This window comes from Pseudomonas boreofloridensis, assembly GCF_030580795.1.
In the GTDB taxonomy this organism is placed as follows: domain Bacteria; phylum Pseudomonadota; class Gammaproteobacteria; order Pseudomonadales; family Pseudomonadaceae; genus Aquipseudomonas; species Aquipseudomonas boreofloridensis.
Genome location: NZ_JAUQOQ010000024.1, coordinates 1 through 19,399 on the forward strand (window position 1 = coordinate 1; position 19,399 = coordinate 19,399).

Annotated in this window: 17 protein-coding genes; 8 read left to right on the forward strand and 9 right to left on the reverse strand. The window is 64.9% G+C overall.

Annotated elements, in window-relative coordinates; translation table 11 throughout:
* Nucleotides 1-127 precede the first annotated feature (127 nt).
* The 3 genes from choV to Q6A47_RS20860 all read right to left on the reverse strand — a co-directional run bounded on the left by choV (nt 128) and on the right by Q6A47_RS20860 (nt 3,209).
* Nucleotides 128-1,306: a choline ABC transporter ATP-binding protein gene (gene choV / locus Q6A47_RS20850; protein ID WP_029612905.1), complete on the reverse strand. Its 1,179-nt coding sequence runs from the start codon at nt 1,304-1,306 to the stop codon at nt 128-130.
* A complete protein-coding gene (gene choW / locus Q6A47_RS20855; RefSeq protein WP_209435542.1) occupies nt 1,303-2,151 on the reverse strand; it encodes a choline ABC transporter permease subunit in 849 nt (282 codons plus the stop codon). Before choW ends, choV begins: the two co-directional genes overlap by 4 nt.
* Nucleotides 2,152-2,261: 110 nt before the next feature.
* On the reverse strand, nt 2,262-3,209 hold the full coding sequence (locus Q6A47_RS20860; RefSeq protein ID WP_039581338.1) for a choline ABC transporter substrate-binding protein: 948 nt from the start codon (nt 3,207-3,209) through the stop codon (nt 2,262-2,264).
* 442 nt (nt 3,210-3,651) lie between these two features.
* Here Q6A47_RS20860 and Q6A47_RS20865 point away from each other — a divergent pair, with 442 nt between their 5' ends.
* Together Q6A47_RS20865 and gbdR are read left to right on the forward strand one after the other, a co-directional pair.
* Complete coding sequence (locus Q6A47_RS20865; RefSeq protein ID WP_304485257.1) at nt 3,652-5,028, forward strand: L-serine ammonia-lyase; 1,377 nt, start codon at nt 3,652-3,654, stop codon at nt 5,026-5,028.
* A gap of 393 nt (nt 5,029-5,421) precedes the next feature.
* Nucleotides 5,422-6,525 carry a choline metabolism transcriptional regulator GbdR gene (gene gbdR, locus Q6A47_RS20870; protein ID WP_029615121.1) on the forward strand — a complete coding sequence of 368 codons (1,104 nt, stop codon included), beginning with the start codon at nt 5,422-5,424 and terminating at the stop codon, nt 6,523-6,525.
* A gap of 62 nt (nt 6,526-6,587) precedes the next feature.
* On the opposite strand, the gene Q6A47_RS20875 is transcribed toward gbdR, so the two are convergent.
* The 5 genes from Q6A47_RS20875 to choX form a co-directional block, all read right to left on the reverse strand.
* Nucleotides 6,588-6,845, reverse strand: coding sequence for a hypothetical protein (locus Q6A47_RS20875; RefSeq protein WP_029615122.1), 258 nt, complete (start codon nt 6,843-6,845; stop codon nt 6,588-6,590).
* A 261-nt stretch (nt 6,846-7,106) separates the two neighbouring features.
* On the reverse strand, nt 7,107-7,583 hold the full coding sequence (locus tag Q6A47_RS20880; RefSeq protein WP_304485258.1) for a thioesterase family protein: 477 nt from the start codon (nt 7,581-7,583) through the stop codon (nt 7,107-7,109).
* A 10-nt stretch (nt 7,584-7,593) separates the two neighbouring features.
* Complete coding sequence (locus Q6A47_RS20885; RefSeq protein ID WP_304485259.1) at nt 7,594-8,559, reverse strand: L-carnitine dehydrogenase; 966 nt, start codon at nt 8,557-8,559, stop codon at nt 7,594-7,596.
* Between the two features lie 24 nt (nt 8,560-8,583).
* Nucleotides 8,584-9,468, reverse strand: a complete 885-nt coding sequence (gene cdhC, locus Q6A47_RS20890; RefSeq protein ID WP_029615124.1) for a 3-dehydrocarnitine:acetyl-CoA trimethylamine transferase CdhC — start codon at nt 9,466-9,468, stop codon at nt 8,584-8,586.
* A gap of 88 nt (nt 9,469-9,556) precedes the next feature.
* On the reverse strand, nt 9,557-10,501 hold the full coding sequence (gene choX / locus Q6A47_RS20895) for a choline ABC transporter substrate-binding protein (RefSeq protein WP_116889641.1): 945 nt from the start codon (nt 10,499-10,501) through the stop codon (nt 9,557-9,559).
* 148 nt (nt 10,502-10,649) lie between these two features.
* Here choX and Q6A47_RS20900 point away from each other — a divergent pair, with 148 nt between their 5' ends.
* Entirely contained in the window at nt 10,650-11,606 is a 957-nt protein-coding gene (locus Q6A47_RS20900) for a GlxA family transcriptional regulator (protein WP_039581318.1), read from the forward strand.
* A 31-nt stretch (nt 11,607-11,637) separates the two neighbouring features.
* Here the strand turns inward: Q6A47_RS20900 and Q6A47_RS20905 are convergent, their stop codons facing one another.
* Nucleotides 11,638-12,039 carry a lysozyme inhibitor LprI family protein gene (locus Q6A47_RS20905; protein ID WP_039581316.1) on the reverse strand — a complete coding sequence of 134 codons (402 nt, stop codon included), beginning with the start codon at nt 12,037-12,039 and terminating at the stop codon, nt 11,638-11,640.
* A gap of 285 nt (nt 12,040-12,324) precedes the next feature.
* Here Q6A47_RS20905 and Q6A47_RS20910 point away from each other — a divergent pair, with 285 nt between their 5' ends.
* From Q6A47_RS20910 to etfA, 5 genes are all read left to right on the forward strand, one after another.
* Nucleotides 12,325-13,302 (forward strand): dipeptidase, encoded by a 978-nt coding sequence (locus Q6A47_RS20910; RefSeq protein WP_039581315.1) that lies wholly within the window; start codon nt 12,325-12,327, stop codon nt 13,300-13,302.
* A 76-nt stretch (nt 13,303-13,378) separates the two neighbouring features.
* Entirely contained in the window at nt 13,379-13,909 is a 531-nt protein-coding gene (locus Q6A47_RS20915) for a DUF5943 domain-containing protein (RefSeq protein ID WP_021782648.1), read from the forward strand.
* A 15-nt stretch (nt 13,910-13,924) separates the two neighbouring features.
* Nucleotides 13,925-15,985, forward strand: a complete 2,061-nt coding sequence (gene dgcA, locus Q6A47_RS20920) for a dimethylglycine demethylation protein DgcA (protein WP_039581311.1) — start codon at nt 13,925-13,927, stop codon at nt 15,983-15,985.
* Nucleotides 15,986-16,204: 219 nt separating this feature from the next.
* A complete protein-coding gene (gene dgcB / locus Q6A47_RS20925) occupies nt 16,205-18,160 on the forward strand; it encodes a dimethylglycine demethylation protein DgcB (protein WP_304485260.1) in 1,956 nt (651 codons plus the stop codon).
* Nucleotides 18,160-19,392, forward strand: coding sequence for an electron transfer flavoprotein subunit alpha (etfA, locus tag Q6A47_RS20930; protein ID WP_039581307.1), 1,233 nt, complete (start codon nt 18,160-18,162; stop codon nt 19,390-19,392). The genes dgcB and etfA overlap by 1 nt, the downstream gene beginning before the upstream one ends.
* Nucleotides 19,393-19,399 lie beyond the last annotated feature (7 nt).

Here is a 19,399-nt window from a genome sequence, read left to right on the forward strand (position 1 = left end):
ATTGGAATAATTGGTGGGGGGGTTGATTGTGGGGAGTTTTTTGTGGGGGGGGGGGGGGGGGGGCGCGCGGGGGGGGCCCCCCCCCCCCCCGGGGGGGGGGGGGGGGGGGGGCGCCCCCGCGATGGCTTCAACCGTGGTTCTTGCCCAGCAACGCGTGGTACAGCTCGGTGTCGCCGAGGATGCCGACCACCTTGTCGTTCTCCTGCAACACCAGCTTGTTGCCGGTGTGATAGCGGATCTGCAGCGCCTCGCGCATGCCGATGTCGGCATGCACCAGGGTCGGCCTGCGACCGAGGCTTTCCACGTCCTGACCCGGTGCCCAGTTCTGCAAGTCCAGCCCGTTCTGCCCCTGACGTGCACGTTGCAGCGAACCGCCTTCGCCCAGGTCCAGCCACGAATCGCCGCTGGGGTCCAGGCACACCGAACCGTTGATCCGCTTGCAGTCGTTGACGCTGCGCATCAGGCTGCGGCCGCACAGCACGTTGAGTGGGTTGGTGTGGGCGACGAAGGTGCGCACGTACTCGTCGGCCGGGTTGAGCACGATCTCTTCGGGCTTGCTGTACTGGATGATCCGACCGTCCTTCATGATCGCGATACGGCTGCCCAGTTTCAGCGCCTCGTCCAGGTCGTGGCTGACGAAGACGATGGTCTTGCTCAGCTTGCGCTGCAACTCCAGCAGTTCATCCTGCAGACCTTGGCGGATCAGCGGGTCGAGCGCCGAGAAAGGTTCGTCCATCAGCAGGATGTCGGCATCCATCGCCAGTGCCCGGGCCAGGCCCACGCGCTGCTGCATGCCGCCGGACAGTTCGTCAGGTTTCTTGTTGCGCCACTGGGTCAGGCCCACCAGCTCGAGTTTCTCATCCACCAGCTTGCGCCGCTCCTTCTCGGGGCGGCCCTGCATTTCCAGGCCGAAGCTGATGTTCTCGCGCACCGTCAGCCAGGGCATCAGGGCGAACTTCTGGAACACCATGGCGATGCGCTTGGTGCGCATCATCTTCAGTTCCGCCGGGGTGCAGTGGGCAATGTCGATGTGCTTGCCTTCGTGCTCGACGAACAGCTTGCCGCGGCTGACGGTGTTCAGGCCGTTGATGCAGCGCAGCAGGCTCGACTTGCCCGAACCGGACAGGCCCATCAGCACGCAGATCTCGCCCTTCTGGATGTCCAGGTTGGCTTTTTCCACGCCGACCACCAGGCCGGTCTGCTTGAGGATCTGCTCGCGGGTCTTGCCTTCGTCGAGCAGCGCCAGCGCTTCGCGCGGCTTGGTGGAGAAGATGACATCGACATCTTCGAAGCGAATGATGCTCATGCTTCACTCCTTGCCGGCTGTTCCGGTTGCTTGCAGATACGGTCGAGCATGATCGCCAACAGCACGATCGCCAGGCCCGCTTCGAAGCCGAGCGAGATGTCGGCGGTGTTGAGTGCGTTGACCACAGGCTTGCCCAGGCCGTCGGCGCCGACCAGCGCGGCGATCACCACCATCGACAGCGACAGCATGATGCACTGGGTGACCCCGGCGGCGATGCTGGGCATGGCGTGGGGCAGTTCGATGCGCGTGAGCAACTGGCGGCGCGAGCAGCCAAAGGCCTTGCCGGCGTCCATCAGTTCCTGCGGTACGTCGCAGATGCCCAGGTAGGTCAGGCGAATCGGCGCGGCGATGGCGAAGACCACGGTGGAGATCAGGCCGGGCACCACGCCCAGGCCGAACAGGGTCAGGGTCGGGATCAGGTAGACGAAGGTGGGGACGGTCTGCATCAGGTCCAGCACCGGACGCATGGCGGTGTAGAACATCGGCTTGTGCGCGGCGACGATGCCCAGCGGTACTCCGATGGCCACGCAGACCACCGTGGCGAAACTGACCTGGGCGAGGGTCTCCATGGTTTCCTGCCAGTAGCCCAGGTTGAGGATCAGCAGGAACGACACCGCGACGAACACGGTCAGCGCCACTTTGCGCTGAATCAGGTGCGCCAGGGCGGCGAAAATGGCGATGAGCACGAGTGGATTGAACCAGGTCAGCGTACTGGTGACGCCGTGGATCATGAACTCCAGCCCTTGGGCGATGGCATCGAAGTAGTTGGCACCATGTTGGGTCAACCACTCGACGAATGAGGCCATGTACTGCCCCAAAGGTATTTTCTGATCGATAAGCATGATAGCGAGCTTCCACCTGCAAAGATTGAAATCAGTCCGGGACGTCACGGTGGCGTCCCGAGGTAGTGCCTAATGGCCGTTGGCGACCATTACTGCTACTGCGTATTTCATTGTTATTGCGTGAGCTTGGCCTTGGCCGCCTCCAGGCCCGGTTTGCCATCCACGGTAGTCACGCCCGCGAGCCAGGCATCCAGCTTGCCAGGGTTGTCCTTGATGAAGCGCTTGGCGGCGGCGTCGGGTTTCATCTTGTCGTCCAGGACATAGCCCATCATGGTGCTTTCGTCCTTGAGATCGAACACCAGGTTCTTCAGCAACTGGCCGACGTTGCTGCACTGCTCGGTGTAGCCCTTGCGGGTGTTGGTGTAGACGGTGGCCTTGCCGAAGTCGGGACCGAAGTAGGCATCGCCGCCGGTCAGGTACTGCATCTTGAAGCGGGTATTCATCGGGTGGGGTTCCCAGCCGAGGAAGACGATGGCCTCGTTCTTGCGCTGGTCCTTGTCGACCTGGCTGAGCATGCCCGCTTCGCTGGACTGGACGATCTTGAAACCGGCGTCCTTCAGGCCGAAGGCGTTGTCGTCGATCATCTTCTGGATGGTGCGGTTGCCATCGTTACCCGGCTCGATGCCATAGATCTTGCCGCCCAGTTCCTGCTTGAACTTGGCGATGTCGCTGAAATCCTTCAGGCCCTTGTCGTACAGGTACTGCGGCACGGCCAGGGTGTACTTGGCGTTCTCCAGGTTGGCGCGCACGGTCTCGACGGTACCGGCGTCGCGGTACGCCTTGATGTCGTTTTCCATGGTCGGCATCCAGTTGCCGAGAAACACGTCCAGGTCTCTGCCGTTGGCCAGCGACTTGTAGGTCACCGGTACCGAGATCATGGTGGTGTGGGTCTTGTAGCCCAGCGCCTCGAGGACGGCGCTGGTGGTGGCGGTGGTCACGGTGATGTCGGTCCAGCCGACGTCGGAAAAGCGAACCGTCTGACATTGCTCGGGTTCGGCGGCCTGGGCCAGCACCGGGGCTGCGAGCAACGCGGCCAGTAACAGCGAGGGCGAAGCGTTCATGGGTGGACTCCTGTGATTTTTTCTTCGGGTTCGCGCAGTACGCCAGTCCTTTCTCGGGGGCTGATCGTCCGGGCCTGCAGAGGGCAGGTTGCGAGGCCGTGCAATACGAGTCGCTTTCGATAATCCACCAGCGTTCGGCAATCGCCTACTGGTGGAGTCGTAACCAGTGCAGGACAGGTCGCATCCAGTACGGGCAATGTCGTTTACGGATTTTTCCCTCCCCGAGGCCGTGCAATTGCGTCATTGGCTCGCCTGAAAGCGGCCAGACAGTGGCCATCCCTACAGGGCGCTGCCGGACAAAATCAGGTCGGTTGCAGACGGCGAAGGCTGGGTTAAAACCCCGATCATGCGTGCATTCGCGGCACCCGCCACCCTCAGCCTAGCAGCTGGCTGCGCCGCCACCTGGCGCGCAGGAACAAGCCCATCAAGAGGTGATTCGACAATGGCCATCAGCGTGTTCGACCTGTTCAAGATCGGTGTCGGGCCTTCCAGCTCGCATACCGTCGGCCCCATGCGCGCCGCCGCGCTGTTCGTCCAGGGGCTGCGTGAGCGCGGCGAACTGGAGCAGGTGAGACGCGTCGAGGTGCGCCTGTACGGCTCGCTGTCGGCCACCGGTATCGGCCATGGCACCGACAACGCCACGATCATGGGGCTGATGGGCGAATGGCCCGACTCCATCGACCCGACCCAGATCACCCCGCGTATCGCCGACCTGCGCGAAACCGGCACGCTGCTGCTGGACAACCGCCTGCCCATCGACTTCGTCTGGGCCCGCGACGTGCTGCTGCTCGACGAGAACCTGCCGTATCACCCCAACGCCATGACCCTGGTCGCCGAGGGCACCGCCGGTGAGCTGCACCGCGACACCTACTACTCGGTCGGCGGCGGCTTCGTGGTCGATGCGCAGCAGGCCGCCAGTGGCGTGCTGGATGCCGACCAGACCGTGCTGCCCTACGATTTCAACAGCGCCGCCGAGCTGCTCCGGCTGTGCAAGCAAAACGACATGCGCGTGTCGCAATTAATGATGGAGAACGAAAAGGTCTGGCGCAGCGAGGCGGAGATTCGCGCCGGTCTGCTCAAGCTGTGGCAAGCCATGCAGGAATGCGTGAACAACGGCCTGAAGTACGAAGGCACGCTGCCCGGTGGGCTCAACGTGCGGCGCCGTGCGGCCAAGCTGCACCGCAGTCTGCAAGAGATCGGCAAGCCCAACGTGATCGGCTCGACCATGAGCGCCATGGAGTGGGTCAACCTGTTCGCCCTGGCGGTCAATGAAGAAAATGCCGCCGGTGGGCGGATGGTCACCGCGCCGACCAACGGTGCGGCAGGCATCATTCCGGCGGTGCTGCACTACTACATGCGCTTCTCCGACGCGGTGGACGAGTCCAACGTGGTGGACTTCTTCCTGGGGGCGGCGGCGGTGGGCATCTTGTGCAAGAAGAACGCCTCGATCTCCGGCGCCGAGGTGGGCTGCCAGGGCGAGGTCGGTTCGGCGTGCGCCATGGCCGCCGCCGGGCTTGCCGACGTGCTCGGCGCCACCCCGGCGCAATTGGAGAACGCCGCCGAGATCGCCCTGGAGCACAACCTCGGGCTGACCTGCGACCCGGTCGGCGGTCTGGTCCAGGTGCCCTGCATCGAGCGCAACGCCATCGCGGCGGTGAAAGCCATCAACGCCGTGCAGATGGCCCTGCGCGGTGACGGCGAGCACTTCATCTCCCTCGATCACGTGATCCGCACCATGCGCGATACCGGCGCCGACATGCACGACAAGTACAAGGAAACCTCGCGCGGCGGTCTGGCCGTCAACGCCATCGAATGCTGATGCGCCGATCTGGCCCTTTTCTGGCCGCTGTGCTGCATCGTTGTGCAGTGGCCAACGCCGACCGACCGTCGGCTGTCGCTATCGAGCGTGTCATTGTCGGTGACACTCATGGATGTCGCTTCTGAGCAACCTTCCCACAAGTGCTACTGAATTGCTCAGCCGTTACACGCAGAGGCGCTGGCGCGCTGCTTTGCGTTCTATGACCAAGTCCTACAGAAAGGCCCTACAAGACGCACGGTAACGTCGTTTTTAGGTTTTTTTGGATAGCCGTTCAATTTCAGGCACGGCGTTTGCGTGGAGTTGGGTATAGCCCCCGCACAAGGATAGGGGGCAATAACAAGAAAACGGTGCCCGCCTGAGGCACACCCTGCATTTGTGTGAGGAGAAATCGCGATGACGTCGTACACCTCCGGGCCAACCCAGAACCGCACAGCTCCACAGTCCATCGGGTTTCTCCTTCTGGACAACTTCACCCTCATTTCCCTGGCGTCGGCGGTCGAGCCGCTGCGCATGGCCAACCAACTGTCCGGACGCGAGCTGTATCGCTGGCACACCCTGACCGTGGATGGCGGACAGGTCTGGGCCAGCGACGGTCTGCAGATCACCCCCGATGCGGCGATGCACAGCGCGCCGCCCATCGACACGGTGATCGTCTGTGGCGGCGTTGGCATCCAGCGCGCAGTCACCCGTGAACACGTGACCTGGCTGCAGGCCCAGGCCCGCCAGTCGCGCCGTCTGGGCGCGGTCTGCACCGGCAGTTGGGCGCTGGCCTGTGCCGGTCTGCTCGATGGCTTCGACTGCAGCGTGCACTGGGAATGTCTGGCCGCGATGCAGGAAGCCTTCCCGCGGGTCAACATGAGCACGCGCCTGTTCACCCTCGACCGCAACCGCTTCACCAGCTCCGGCGGCACCGCGCCGCTGGACATGATGCTGCACCTGATCAGCCGCGACCACGGCCGTGAGCTGTCGGCAGCTATCTCCGAAATGTTCGTCTACGAGCGCATTCGCAACGAGCAGGATCACCAGCGCGTGCCGCTCAAGCACATGCTCGGCACCAACCAGCCGAAGCTTCAGGAAATCGTCGCGCTGATGGAGGCCAACCTCGAGGAGCCGATCGACCTGGACGAACTGGCGGTATACGTCAACGTGTCGCGTCGTCAGCTCGAGCGCCTGTTCCAGAAGTACCTGCACTGCTCGCCGTCGCGCTACTACCTGAAGCTGCGACTGATCCGGGCGCGGCAACTGCTCAAGCAGACGCCGATGTCGATCATCGAAGTGGCGTCGGTGTGCGGCTTCGTCTCCACGCCGCACTTCTCCAAGTGCTACCGCGAATACTTCGGCATTCCGCCGCGTGACGAACGCGTCGGTTCCAACACCGCGCAGCAGGTGGCGATGATGCCGATTCCGCAGGCCATGGCGCTGTCGCCGCATAGCGGCCCGATGGCGGCGCTGAGCCAGGCGCGCAACGAGTCGACCTTCGCCAGTGTGAGGCTCTGAGCGGGCGCAGGCCTTATCGCCGGTGACGTGCCGCGTCGATAAGGCCTGCGCCGAGCGTGTGGCTAGCCGCGCTGACTGAACTGCGCCAGCGCCGGCAGTAACTGCTTGTCGATGGCCTGGCGCACGGCCGGCAGGATCGTCGCGCTGCCGGTGTACATCTGCTCCACCATCCCCTTGAGCGCGCGTGCGTTGGGCTCGGTCAGCCCACGCACCGCCGCTTCGCAGGCTTGCTCGGCGCTGGCGCCGGCAGGAATCTCGAACCCGCGCGCGCGCAGGTGGCCCAGCAAGTCGTCCTGATCGATCAAATCGGCATGCATCATAGTGAAGGTCCTTGTCTGCGGTCAGTGATGACCGATTCTGTGACCACCACGACAGGCCCGCAAGCACAGCGCGTGGCGATGGCTGCCATGACTAAGAACAGGTCGTTTCCGGCTAAATCCATCCCCGTGGAAGTCAGCACACTGGACTCATTCACGGCACCGAGGGTTTGGTCACCCTCACTCTGGCACAGTGGATGTTGCTCGCTCTCTGCCCCGGATGCTCACGGCTTCCGGGGCTTTTTTTGCGCGCGCCAGCGCGGCTCACGGCGGGCTCGGCAGGCCCATCACGCGCCCGACATAGTCCATCGGCGGCAGGTCGACCTGCTCAGCCACCAGCCGTTGCAGCGACGCCACGCTGTGCTCAGCGAACGGCGCCGACTTCGGCCCCGCCAAGTCCACATGCAGCAGCATCTGCTCACTGGCCGCCAGCGCGCCGTCGAAGTCGGCGCTGTGCAGGCTGTGGTAGAGATGCAGGCGCTTGCGGTCGAAGCCGATGATCTGCGTCTGCACCCACACCTCGGTGCCGAGCTTCACCTCGTGCAGGTAATTGATGTGCGCCTCCAAGGTGAACAGCGAGTGCCCGCTCTGCCCGCGACTGTCGGCATCCAGACCGATGCGCGCCATCAGCGCATCGGTGGCGTAGCTGAAGATCAGCAGGTAGTAGGCGTCGCGCAGGTGCCCGTTGTAGTCCACCCAGTCCGGCTGGACCGTGGTGCGGTAGGTGAGCAGTACCGTCATCGATTTCTCCTCAGTCGCCGAAGGCCATGCCGTGGGCGGTCTTGCTCTGCTTCACCGCGTCCAGCACCGCGAGCAGGGTGTCGTCGCGGTAGCGCTCCAGCGCAGCGATGCTGTGCTCGCCCAGTTGCTCGGTGGTGCCTTCGACCACATCGTCGATCAACCGCTCGGTGAGCTCCGGGGCGGGCAGGTACGTCCAGGGTAGCTTGAGCGCCGGGCCGAACTGCGCCATGAAGTGACGCATGCCTGCATCGCCCCCGGCCAGGGTGTAGGTGAGGAAGGTGCCCATGAACGACCAGCGCAGTCCGGCGCCAAAGCGGATCGCATCGTCGATCTCGCCGGTGCTGGCCACGCCGTCGTTGACCAGGTGCAGGGCCTCGCGCCACAGCGCTTCGAGCAGCCGGTCGGCGATGAAGCCGGGCACTTCCTTACGCACGTGCAGGGGGCGCATGCCCAGTGCACTGTACACCGTCCTGGCAGCGTCGATGGCGCTGGCGTCGGTGTGCCTGCCGCCGACGATCTCCACCAGCGGCAGCAGGTACACCGGGTTGAACGGATGGCCGACCAGGCAGCGTTCCGGGAAGGTGGCGGTGGCGTAGAAGTCGCTGGGCAGCAAGCCCGAGGTGCTGGAGGCGATGATCGCCTCAGGCTTGGCGGCGGCGCTGATGCGTGCGTGCAGCTCGAGCTTCAGTTCCAGGCGCTCGGGCGCGCTTTCCTGGATGAAGTCAGCGTCGCGCACGCAGTCTTCCACGCTGGCCACGACGCGCAGACGGTCCTGACTGGCGCCAGGGGCCAGGCCCTGTTTCTCCAGGGCGGGCCAGGCATTGGCGATGCGCTTGCGCAGGGCCTGCTCGGCGCCGGGTGCCGGGTCCCAGGCGATGACGTCCAGCCCGTGGGCCAGCGCACGGGCGACCCAGCCGCTGCCGATGACGCCGCTGCCGAGCGCGGCGAAGGTCTTGATCTCGGTGATGTAAGGCATGTGCTGCAACTCCTGGAACAAGGCTCAGCGGCGCTTGAGGTTCATTTTTTCGCGGCCTTCGGCCGGGGTAAGCACGCGCGCGCCGAGGCGCGAGATGATCTCCACCGCGCGCTCGACTAGCTGCCCGTTGCTGGCCAGCACGCCGCGGTCGAGGTAGAGGTTGTCTTCCAGGCCCACCCGCACGTTGCCGCCGAGCAGCACCGCTTGCGCGGCCATGGGCATCTGCATGCGACCGATGCCGAAGCCGGCCCAGGTGACGTCGGCTGGCAGGTTGTCGACCATGGCCTTCATGGTGGTGGTGTCGGCCGGGGCGCCCCAGGGGATGCCCAGGCACAGTTGAAAGAGGGGATCGTGCAGCAAGCCTTCCTTGATCATCTGCTTGGCGAACCACAGGTGGCCGGTGTCGAAGATCTCGAGTTCGGCTTTCACCCCCAGCTCGGTGATGCGCTTGGCACCTGCGCGCAGCTGGGCCGGCGTCGATACGTAGATCGAATTACCGTCGCCGAAGTTGAGGGTGCCGCAGTCCAGGGTGCAGATTTCCGGCAACAGCGCCTCGACATGGGCCAGGCGTTCCAGCGGGCCGATCAGGTCGGTGCCGGTGCCGAACGCCATGGGGTTCTCGTCGGGGCCGATTTCCAGGTCGCCACCCATGCCGGCGGTGAGGTTGACGATCACATCCACGTCGGCCTCGCGGATGCGCTCCATGACCTCGCGGTACAGCGCGACATCGCGGCTGAAACGACCTGTTTGTGGGTCGCGCACGTGGCAGTGGACCACGGTGGCACCGGCCTTGGCCGCCTCCACGGCCGCGGCGGCGATCTGCTTGGGGGTGACAGGGACCAGGTGGCTCTTGGCGGCGGTGTCGCCGGCACCGGTCAGGGCGCAGGTGATGATGACGTCATGGTTCATGGCGGGGCCTTGGGTTCGATGTGCTGGGATTCGAGGTGAAGGTGTCGCGAGCGCATTGCAGGGCGGGGCGCGCGGCGCCCCACGCGGTTCAGTTGGCGCTGAGCTTGAGGTGCTCTGCCGCGGGCTGGCCATCGAAGGTGGTCACGCCTTCGAGCCAGCGGGCCTTGTCCTGGGGGTGGTCCTTGAGCCACTGGCGCGCCGACACCAGCGGGTCTTTATGATCGAGCAGCGGCTGCATCATGCGGCTCTCGTCCTCGGCACTGAAGGTCAGGTTGGCCAGCAGGCGGCTGGCGTTCGGGCAGCGCTGGGCGTAGTCGGGGGCGGTGACGGTCCATACCGTGGCGCGGCCCTCGTCCGGGCCGAGTGCGTCCTGGCTGTCGCCCAGGTAGACCATGTCGAGGTTGACGTTCATCGGGTGCGGCTTCCAGCCGAAGAACACCACGGCCTCCTTGCGCCGCACCGCGCGGTCCACGGCGGCGAGCATGCCGGCTTCGCTGGACTCCACCAGCTGGAACTTGCCCAGGCCGAACTGGTTCTTGGCGATCATCGCCTTGATCTGGGTGTTGGCGCCGGAGCCGGGTTCGATGCCGTAGATCTTGCCTTTGAGCGCCTTCTCGAAGGTGTGGATGTCGGCGAAGGTCTTCAGGCCCTGGTCGGCCAGGTACTTGGGCACTGCGAGGGTGGCGCGGGCATCTTCCAGGCTGGGCTTTTCCAGCACCTTGAGCTGGCCCGCCTCGATGAACGGGGTGATGGTCTGGGTCATGATCGGGTTCCAGTACCCCAGGAACATGTCCAGGCGCTTGTCGCGAATGCCCGCGAAGATGATCTGTTGCGAGGCGCTGGTCTGGGCAGTCTGGTAGCCCAGGCCGTCGAGCAGCACTTGGGCCATGGCGCTGGTGGCGATGACATCGGTCCAGTTGACCACGCCCAGGCGCACGTTCTTGCAGACCGCGGGTTCTGCAGCGAAAAGCGGGGTGACCAGGGTGCTGCTCAGGGCGAAGGACAACAGGCTGCGGCGGATCAAGCGATGCATGGTGGCTCTCCATCGGCAGTGCGTATTGTTATGGGATCCGGCCTCTGCGGGCCGTGGGAAAAACGTTACGCCCATGGCACAGTGGGCAATCGCACGCTGGCGACCAAGAGTTGCACTGCAGCGACCATCCATCTCCCAGGAGTCAGCGATGCCGGACACCATCCAGTTTCTGCTCTTGCCAGGGTTTTCCGCGCTGGGCTTCATCAGTGCGCTGGAGCCATTGCGGGTGGCCAACCGCTTTCGCGGTGCGCTGTATCGCTGGCGGGTGCTGAGCCTGGACGGCGGGCCGGTGCAGGCCAGCAATGGCATGTCGGTCAATGCCGACCTGGCGCTGGCCGACAGCGAGCGTGGCGCGATGCTGTTGGTGGTGGCCGGTTTCGAGCCGCTGGCTTGCCACGGGCCGGCATTGCAGCAGGCGCTGCGGCGGGTCGAGCACGAGGGCGGCATCCTCGGTGGCATCGACACCGGCGCGGTGGTGCTGGCCGAAGCTGGTCTGCTCGACGGTTACCGCGCCACCTTGCACTGGGAGGCGCTGGAGGCGTTCAAGGAGCGCTATCCGCGCCTGCAGGCCACCCAGGAATTGTTCGAGATCGACCGTCGGCGCATCACCTGCGCAGGTGGCACTGCGTCCATCGACTTGATGCTCGATCTGATCGCCCAGGCCCACGGCAGCGAACTGGCGATCCAGGTGTCGGAGCAGTTCGTGCTCGGGCGCATCCGCCCACGCCAGGACCACCAGCGCATGGAAATCGCCACGCGCTACGGCATTCGCAACCGCAAGCTGGTGAAGGTGATCGGCGAGATGGAGCGCAATACCGAGCAGCCGCTGGACACCCTGGCGCTGGCCGAGACGATTCAGGTCACTCGGCGCCAGTTGGAGCGGCTGTTCCGCGTGCACCTGGACGACACGCCACGCGGTTTTTACCTAGGCCTGCGCCTGGACAAGGCCCGGCAACTGCTGCGCCAGACCGACATGGGCGTGCTGCAGGTGGCGGTGGCGTGCGGCTTCGAGTCGGCGTCGTACTTCACCCGTTGCTACAGAGCACGCTTCGCCCAGTGCCCACGGCAGGACCGCCTGGCGCGGGCGGTGTCCGCCTTGGCCTGAACCGGGGTAGGGCCGGGTTCAGGCTGGACATTCACTGCTGCCCGATGGACTGCAGGTACTCCGAGCGCTCGTCGCTGCGCTGTGCCAAGCAGGTGTTCCAGGCGGCCTCGAAGGCCTTGCTGCCGGGCTTCTCGGCGTAGGTCTCGACCTTGCAGTCGGCGTCACGCAGTTGTGCCCAGAGCTTCTGCGCCGCGTCCATGCGCGCCGTGAGCGCGCTGGCCTTGTCGTTCTCGTCGGCGTACTGATCGCGGATGCGCTGCAGCAGGTCGTCGTAGGCCGACTTCAGCTCGCGCTCGGCCGTCTGCTTGTTATAGGTCGCGCACGCATAGGCCTGCTGGTCGTTCTCGACGCTGTCGCAGGGCGTGCTGTCTTCCTCGGCGGCCTGCGCGCCCAGCGCCACGCACAGCAGGACCAGCCATGCCTTTGATTTCATCCGTTTTCTCCTGAACAGACTGACGAATCGTCAGGGATTCTCGCTCAGCCTCGGGCTGGGTGATAGGGGGTGCGAAAAATGTTCATCGACAGCCCTTGTCGAGACTCGCTCTCATCGACCAACGGCAGGCCAGAGCGTGCCGTTCGCCGCCTTGACGCTTTCGGCAAACCCCCTGTCGTTTTTGCACCGAGGCGACACAGGCCGCAGGCATATGCTGGCCCCAAACCGCCGGCACCTGGTTCGGCGCGACCCATTACAAGCCTCACGATAAAAGGGGACAGCCTGATGAGCCCAGCCGAATTACACGCCGACAGCATCGTCATCGATGGCCTGATCATCGCCAAGTGGAACCGCGAGCTGTTCGAGGACATGCGCAAAGGCGGCCTGACCGCGGCCAACTGCACCGTGTCGGTCTGGGAAGGCTTCAAGGCGACCGTCGACCAGATTGCCGCCAGCCAGAAGCTGATCCGCGAGAACGGCGACCTGGTGATGCCGGTGCGTACCACCGCCGACATCCGCAAGGCCAAGGAGCTGGGCAAGACCGGCATCCTCTTCGGCTTCCAGAACGCCCACGCCTTCGAAGACCAGATCGCCTACGTCGAGATCTTCAAGCAACTGGGCGTGGGCATCGTGCAGATGTGCTACAACACCCAGAACCTGGTGGGCACCGGCTGCTACGAGCGTGACGGCGGGCTGTCGGGCTTCGGCCGCGAGATCGTCGCCGAGATGAACCGCGTGGGCATCATGTGCGACCTGTCGCACGTCGGCTCCAAGACCTCCGAAGAAGTCATCCTCGAATCGAAGAAGCCGGTGTGCTACTCGCACTGCCTGCCGTCGGGCCTCAAGGAGCACCCGCGCAACAAGTCCGACGAGGAACTGAAGTTCATCGCCGACCACGGCGGCTTCGTCGGCGTGACCATGTTCGCGCCGTTCCTGGCCAAGGGCATCGACTCGACCATCGACGACTACGCCGAAGCCATCGAATACACCATGAACATCGTTGGTGAAGACGCCATCGGTATCGGTACCGACTTCACCCAGGGCCACGGCCAGGACTTCTTCGAGTACCTGACCCACGACAAGGGCTACGCCCGTCGCCTGACCAACTTCGGCAAGATCATCAACCCGCTGGGGATCCGCACCGTCGGCGAGTTCCCCAACCTCACCGAGACCCTGCTCAAACGCGGCCATTCCGAGCGCGTGGTGCGCAAGATCATGGGCGAGAACTGGGTGAACATCCTGAAAGATGTCTGGGGCGAATAAGCCGCTCTCCAAGCCTGCAAGCCCCGGCCAATAACGCTGGGGCATCCAACACAAAAAATTCTGGAGTTAAGTTTCCATGGCCAAGATCGCCCCGCAATTGCCCATCGAAGTCGACAGCGAGACCGGTGTCTGGACCAGCGACGCCCTGCCGATGCTGTACGTGCCGCGCCACTTCTTCGTCAACAACCACATGGGCATCGAGGAAGTGCTGGGCGCCGACGCCTACGCTGAAATCCTCTACAAGGCCGGCTACAAATCGGCCTGGCACTGGTGCGAGAAAGAAGCCGAGTGCCACGGCCTGGAAGGCGTCGCGGTATTCGAGCACTACATGAAGCGCCTGAGCCAGCGTGGCTGGGGCCTGTTCGAGATCCAGGACATCGACCTGGACAAGGGCACCTGCAGCGTCAAGCTCAAGCACTCCGCGTTCGTGTACGTCTATGGCAAGTGCGGCCGCAAGGTCGACTACATGTTCACCGGCTGGTTCGCCGGTGCCATGGACCAGATTCTCGCTGCCCGCGGCAGCAAGATCCGCACCGTGGCCGAACAGGTCTACGGCGGATCGGAAGAAGGCCACGAAGATGGCCTGTTCATTACGAAGCCGTTGTAAGCCGGAGAGAGCGTCATGGCATTCGAAGCAATGTTCCAGCCGATCCAGATCGGCAAGCTGACCATCCGCAACCGCGTGCTCAGCACCGCGCACGCCGAGGTCTACGCGACCGACGGCGGCATGACCACCGACCGCTATGTGAAGTACTACGAAGAGAAGGCCAAGGGCGGCATCGGCCTGGCCATCTGCGGCGGTTCCTCGGTGGTGGCCATCGACAGCCCGCAGCAGTGGTGGGCGTCGGTCAACCTGTCCACCGACCGCATCATCCCGCACTTCCAGAACCTGGCCGACGCCATGCACAAGCATGGCGCCAAGATCATGATCCAGATTACCCACATGGGTCGTCGCTCGCGTTGGGACGGCTTCAACTGGCCGACCCTGATGTCGCCGTCCGGCATCCGTGAACCGGTACACCGCGCCACCTGCAAGACCATCGAGGTGGAAGAGATCTGGCGCGTGATCGGCAACTACGCCCAGGCCGCGCGCCGGGCCAAGGAAGGTGGCCTGGACGGCGTCGAGCTGTCGGCGGTGCACCAGCACATGATCGACCAGTTCTGGAGCCCGCGCGTCAACAAGCGGACCGACGAGTGGGGCGGCAGCTTCGAAGGCCGCATGAAGTTCGGCCTGGAAGTGCTCAAGGCGGTGCGCGCCGAGGTCGGCGACGACTTCTGCGTGGGCATGCGTATCTGCGGTGACGAGTTCCACCCCGATGGCCTCAGCCACGAGGACATGAAGCAGATCGCGGCGTACTACGATGCCACCGGCATGCTCGACTTCATCGGCGTGGTGGGCTCGGGGTGCGACACCCACAACACCCTGGCCAACGTCATCCCGAACATGAGCTACCCGCCAGAGCCGTTCCTGCACCTGGCCGCTGGCATCAAGGAAGTGGTCAAGGTACCGGTGCTGCACGCACAGAACATCAAGGACCCGAACCAGGCCACGCGCATTCTCGAAGGCGGCTACGTGGACATGGTCGGCATGACCCGTGCCCACATGGCCGACCCGCACCTGATCGCCAAGATCAAGATGGGTCAGATCGACCAGATCAAGCAGTGCGTCGGCGCCAACTACTGCATCGACCGTCAGTACCAAGGTCTGGATGTGCTGTGCATCCAGAACGCCGCGACCTCCCGTGAGTACATGGGGGTGCCGCACATCATCGAGAAGTCCACCGGGCCCAAGCGCAAGGTGGTGGTGGTCGGTGCCGGCCCTGCCGGCATGGAAGCCGCGCGCGTCGCTGCCGAACGTGGCCACGACGTGACCGTATTCGAGAAGCGCGAGCAGATCGGCGGGCAGATCACCATCGCCGCCAAGGCGCCGCAGCGTGACCAGATCGCCGGTATCACCCGCTGGTATCAACTGGAGTTCGCCCGCCTGAAGGTGGACCTGCGCCTGGGCACTGCGGCGGATATCCCGACCATCCAGGACCTGCGTCCGGACATCATCGTGCTGGCGGTGGGCGGTCATCCGTTCGTCGAGCAGAACGACCATTGGGGCGCTGCCGAAGGGCTGGTGGTGAGCAGTTGGGACGTGCTCGACGGCAAGGTCGCGCCGGGCAAGAACGTGCTGGTGTACGACACCATCTGCGAATTCACCGGCATGTCGGTGGCTGACTTCATCGCCGACAAAGGCAGCCAGGTCGAGATCGTCACCGACGACATCAAGCCGGGTGTGGCCATGGGCGGCACCACCTTCCCGACTTACTACCGCAGCATGTACCCCAAGGAAGTGATCATGACCGGGGACATGATGCTGGAGAAGGTCTACCGCGAAGGCGACAAGCTGGTGGCGGTGCTGGAGAACGAATACACCGGGGCCAAGGAAGAGCGGGTGGTCGACCAGGTGGTGATCGAGAACGGCGTGCGTCCCGACGAGGAGCTGTACTACGGCCTCAAGGACGGTTCGCGCAACAAAGGCCAGATCGACATCGAAGCCCTGTTCGCGATCCAGCCGCAGCCAATCCTCAGCCAGCCGGGCGAAGGTTACCTGCTGTACCGCATCGGCGACTGCGTGGCCCAGCGCAACGTGCACGCGGCGATCTACGATGCCTTGCGCCTGTGCAAGGACTTCTGATCGCACTGGCATGAATACCGCCCCACGTGGGCGGGATTGGCCCCCCTGTGGGAGCGGCCTTGTGTCGCGAAAGGGTCGCCAAGCGACCCCAGGATCTGGACAGCACCGCTGAGCCTCCTGGGGCTGCTGGGCAGCCCTTTCGCGACACGAGGCCGCTCCCACAGGGGTCCGCGTCACCCTTGAGGTGATGCAAGAATCCAGCTGTTGTGGGGGCTTCCCATGTTGAACACCCTTCTACCCATCCTGCTGTTCGCCGCGCTCGGCCTGGCCGTGCTCGGCGCCGTGCGTCGTGTGAGCATGTGGCGTCGTGGTCGGCCTGCGAAGGTCGATCTGATCGGCGGCCTGCTGGCCATGCCGCGCCGCTACCTGGTGGACCTGCACCACGTGGTCGAGCGCGACAAGTACATGTCCAAGACCCACGTCGCCACCGCCGGTGGTTTCGTGCTGTCGGCGCTGCTGGCGATCCTGGTGCACGGCTTCGGCCTGCAGAGCAAGATCCTCGGCTACGCCCTGCTGGTGGCCACGGTGATCATGTTCAGCGGCGCCATCTTCGTCTTCAAGCGTCGCCTGAACCCCCCTTCGCGCCTGTCCAAAGGCCCGTGGATGCGTCTGCCCAAGAGCCTGCTGGTGTTCGCCGCGAACTTCTTCATCGCCACCCTGCCGGTGGCGGGTATCCTGCCGGCCAACACCGGCGGCTGGGTGATGGTCGGCATTCTCGGCCTGGGTGTGCTGTGGGGCGTGTCGGAGCTGTTCTTCGGCATGACCTGGGGCGGGCCGATGAAGCACGCCTTCGCCGGTGCCCTGCACCTGGCCTGGCACCGCCGCGCCGAACGTTTCGGCGGCGGGCGCTCCACTGGCCTCAAGCCGCTGGACCTGGAAGACCCGAGCGCGCCGCTGGGCGTGGAAAAACCGGTGGACTTCACCTGGAACCAACTGCTGGGCTTCGACGCCTGCGTGCAGTGCGGCAAGTGCGAGGCCATGTGCCCGGCCTTCGCCGCTGGCCAGCCGCTGAACCCGAAAAAACTGATTCAGGACATGGTCATCGGCCTGGCCGGTGGCACCGACGCCAAGTTCGCCGGCAGCCCGTACCCCGGCAAACCCATCGGCGAGCACGGCGGCCATCCGCACCAGCCAATCGTCAACGGCCTGGTCGATGCCGAAACGCTGTGGTCGTGCACCACGTGCCGGGCCTGCGTCGAGGAATGCCCGATGATGATCGAGCACGTCGATGCCATCGTCGACATGCGCCGTCACCTCACCCTGGAGAAGGGCGCGACACCGAACAAGGGCGCCGAGGTGCTCGACAACCTGATCGCCACCGACAACCCCGGCGGTTTCAATCCGGGCGGTCGGATGAACTGGGCGGCAGACTTGAACCTCAAGTTGCTCTCGGACGTGAAGACCACCGAGGTGCTGTTCTGGGTGGGTGATGGCGCCTTCGACATGCGCAACCAGCGCACCCTGCGCGCCTTCGTCAAAGTGCTCAAGGCCTCGGGCGTGGACTTCGCCGTGCTCGGCCTGGAAGAGCGCGACAGCGGGGACGTGGCGCGTCGCCTGGGCGACGAGGCGACCTTCCAGCAGTTGGCCAAGCGCAACATCCAGACCCTGGCCAAGTACCAGTTCCAACGCATCGTCACCTGCGACCCGCACAGCTTCCATGTCCTCAAGAACGAGTACGGCGCTTTGGGCGGCGATTACCAGGTGCAGCACCACAGCACCTACATCGCCGAACTGATCGCTGCCAAACGCCTGAACCTTGGCCAGCACAAGGGCGGCAGCGTCACCTACCACGACCCGTGCTACCTGGGGCGCTACAACGGCGAGTACGAAGCCCCGCGTGAAGTGCTCAAGGCGCTCGGTATCGAAGTGCGCGAGATGCAGCGCTCGGGCTTCCGTTCTCGCTGCTGCGGCGGTGGCGGCGGTGCGCCGATCACCGACATTCCCGGCAAGCAGCGGATTCCCGACATGCGCATGGACGATATCCGCGAAACCGAGGCCGAGCTGGTGGCGGTGGGTTGTCCGCAGTGCACCGCCATGCTCGAAGGGGTGGTCGAGCCCCGCCCACAGATCAAGGACCTGGCCGAGCTGGTCGCCGACGTGTTGATCGAAGAACAAGCGCCAGCAGCGACCAGCAAACCGGCTGCGGCCAAACGTGAACCTGCGGAGGTGCACTGATGAGCGACATCGTCCGCCGCGACCCACGCGCCGAGTGGATCGCCCGTAACCGTCTGCATCCGTTGCACGCCGCGATGCAGACGCAACAGACTAGCTGGATGGGCCCCAACGGGCTCATGCGCAAGAACCCTCACGCACTGGCAGCCGGCTTCGTCGGCCCGGCCGGTCTCAAGCGTATCGACCGCAGCGGCGCCCAGCAGGGCACTGCCGGTGGCGCACGGCGCACGGCAGCGGCCGAGGTGCAGTTGCCGCTGCACCAAGTGGCGGATCCTGCCTTCTACATCACCGTGGTACCGGACATGGTCGGTGGCCGCCTGGGCAGTCACGACCGCGACCTGCTTGGCTTGGCCCGCAGCCTGGCCGGCAACGACGGCGCGGTGCTGGCCGTGGTGTTCGGTGAACACAAGGAAAGCAACTTCGCCAACGCCGGGGTGGACCGCTTGCTGGTCATCGAAGGCGACGCCTACAGCGGTTACGCCCCCGAACAGCTGGTTCAAGGCCTGCGTGCTGTGGATAACCAGTTCGCGCCGCGCCACTGGCTGTTGCCTGATAGCCGCACCGGTGGCGGCGAGTTGGGCCGACGCCTGGGCGCCGCGCTGGGCGAACGTCCGGCCACGCGGGTCTGGCAGATCAAGGACGGCCAGTGCATCGGCCGCGCCGGGGCCGGTCAGCAGGACCTGCAACGCGGCCTGCCGCGCCTGATCCTGGCCGCAGCCGAATGCGCCGACCCGGTCAGCGAAACCCGTCACGAAGCCTTGCCGGTGGCGTTGTCCACAGGCGTGGCCCGTAGCCTTTCGCGCATCGAGGACCTGGGGCCGGTGGCCGTGGATCCGGCGGCCATCGCCATGGCCGAGGCCGAGTTCATCGTCTCCGGTGGCAACGGGGTCAAGGACTGGGCGCTGTTCCACCAGGCCACGGCGGCGCTGGGCGCCACCGAAGGCGCCTCGCGGGTGGCGGTGGACGACGGCTTCATGCCGCGCAACCGTCAGGTCGGGGCGACCGGCACCTGGGTCACGGCGCGGGTATACATGGCCGTGGGCATCTCCGGGGCCATCCAGCACCTGCAAGGCATCGGCGCCTGCGACAAGGTGGTGGCCATCAACATGGACCCTGGCTGCGACATGATCAAGCGGGCCGACCTGTCGGTGATTGGCGACAGCGCGGCGATTCTCAAGGCCCTGATCGAGGCTGTGGACAACTTCCGCAGCGGCGCTCAGCGCGACGCGGCATAAGGGCACG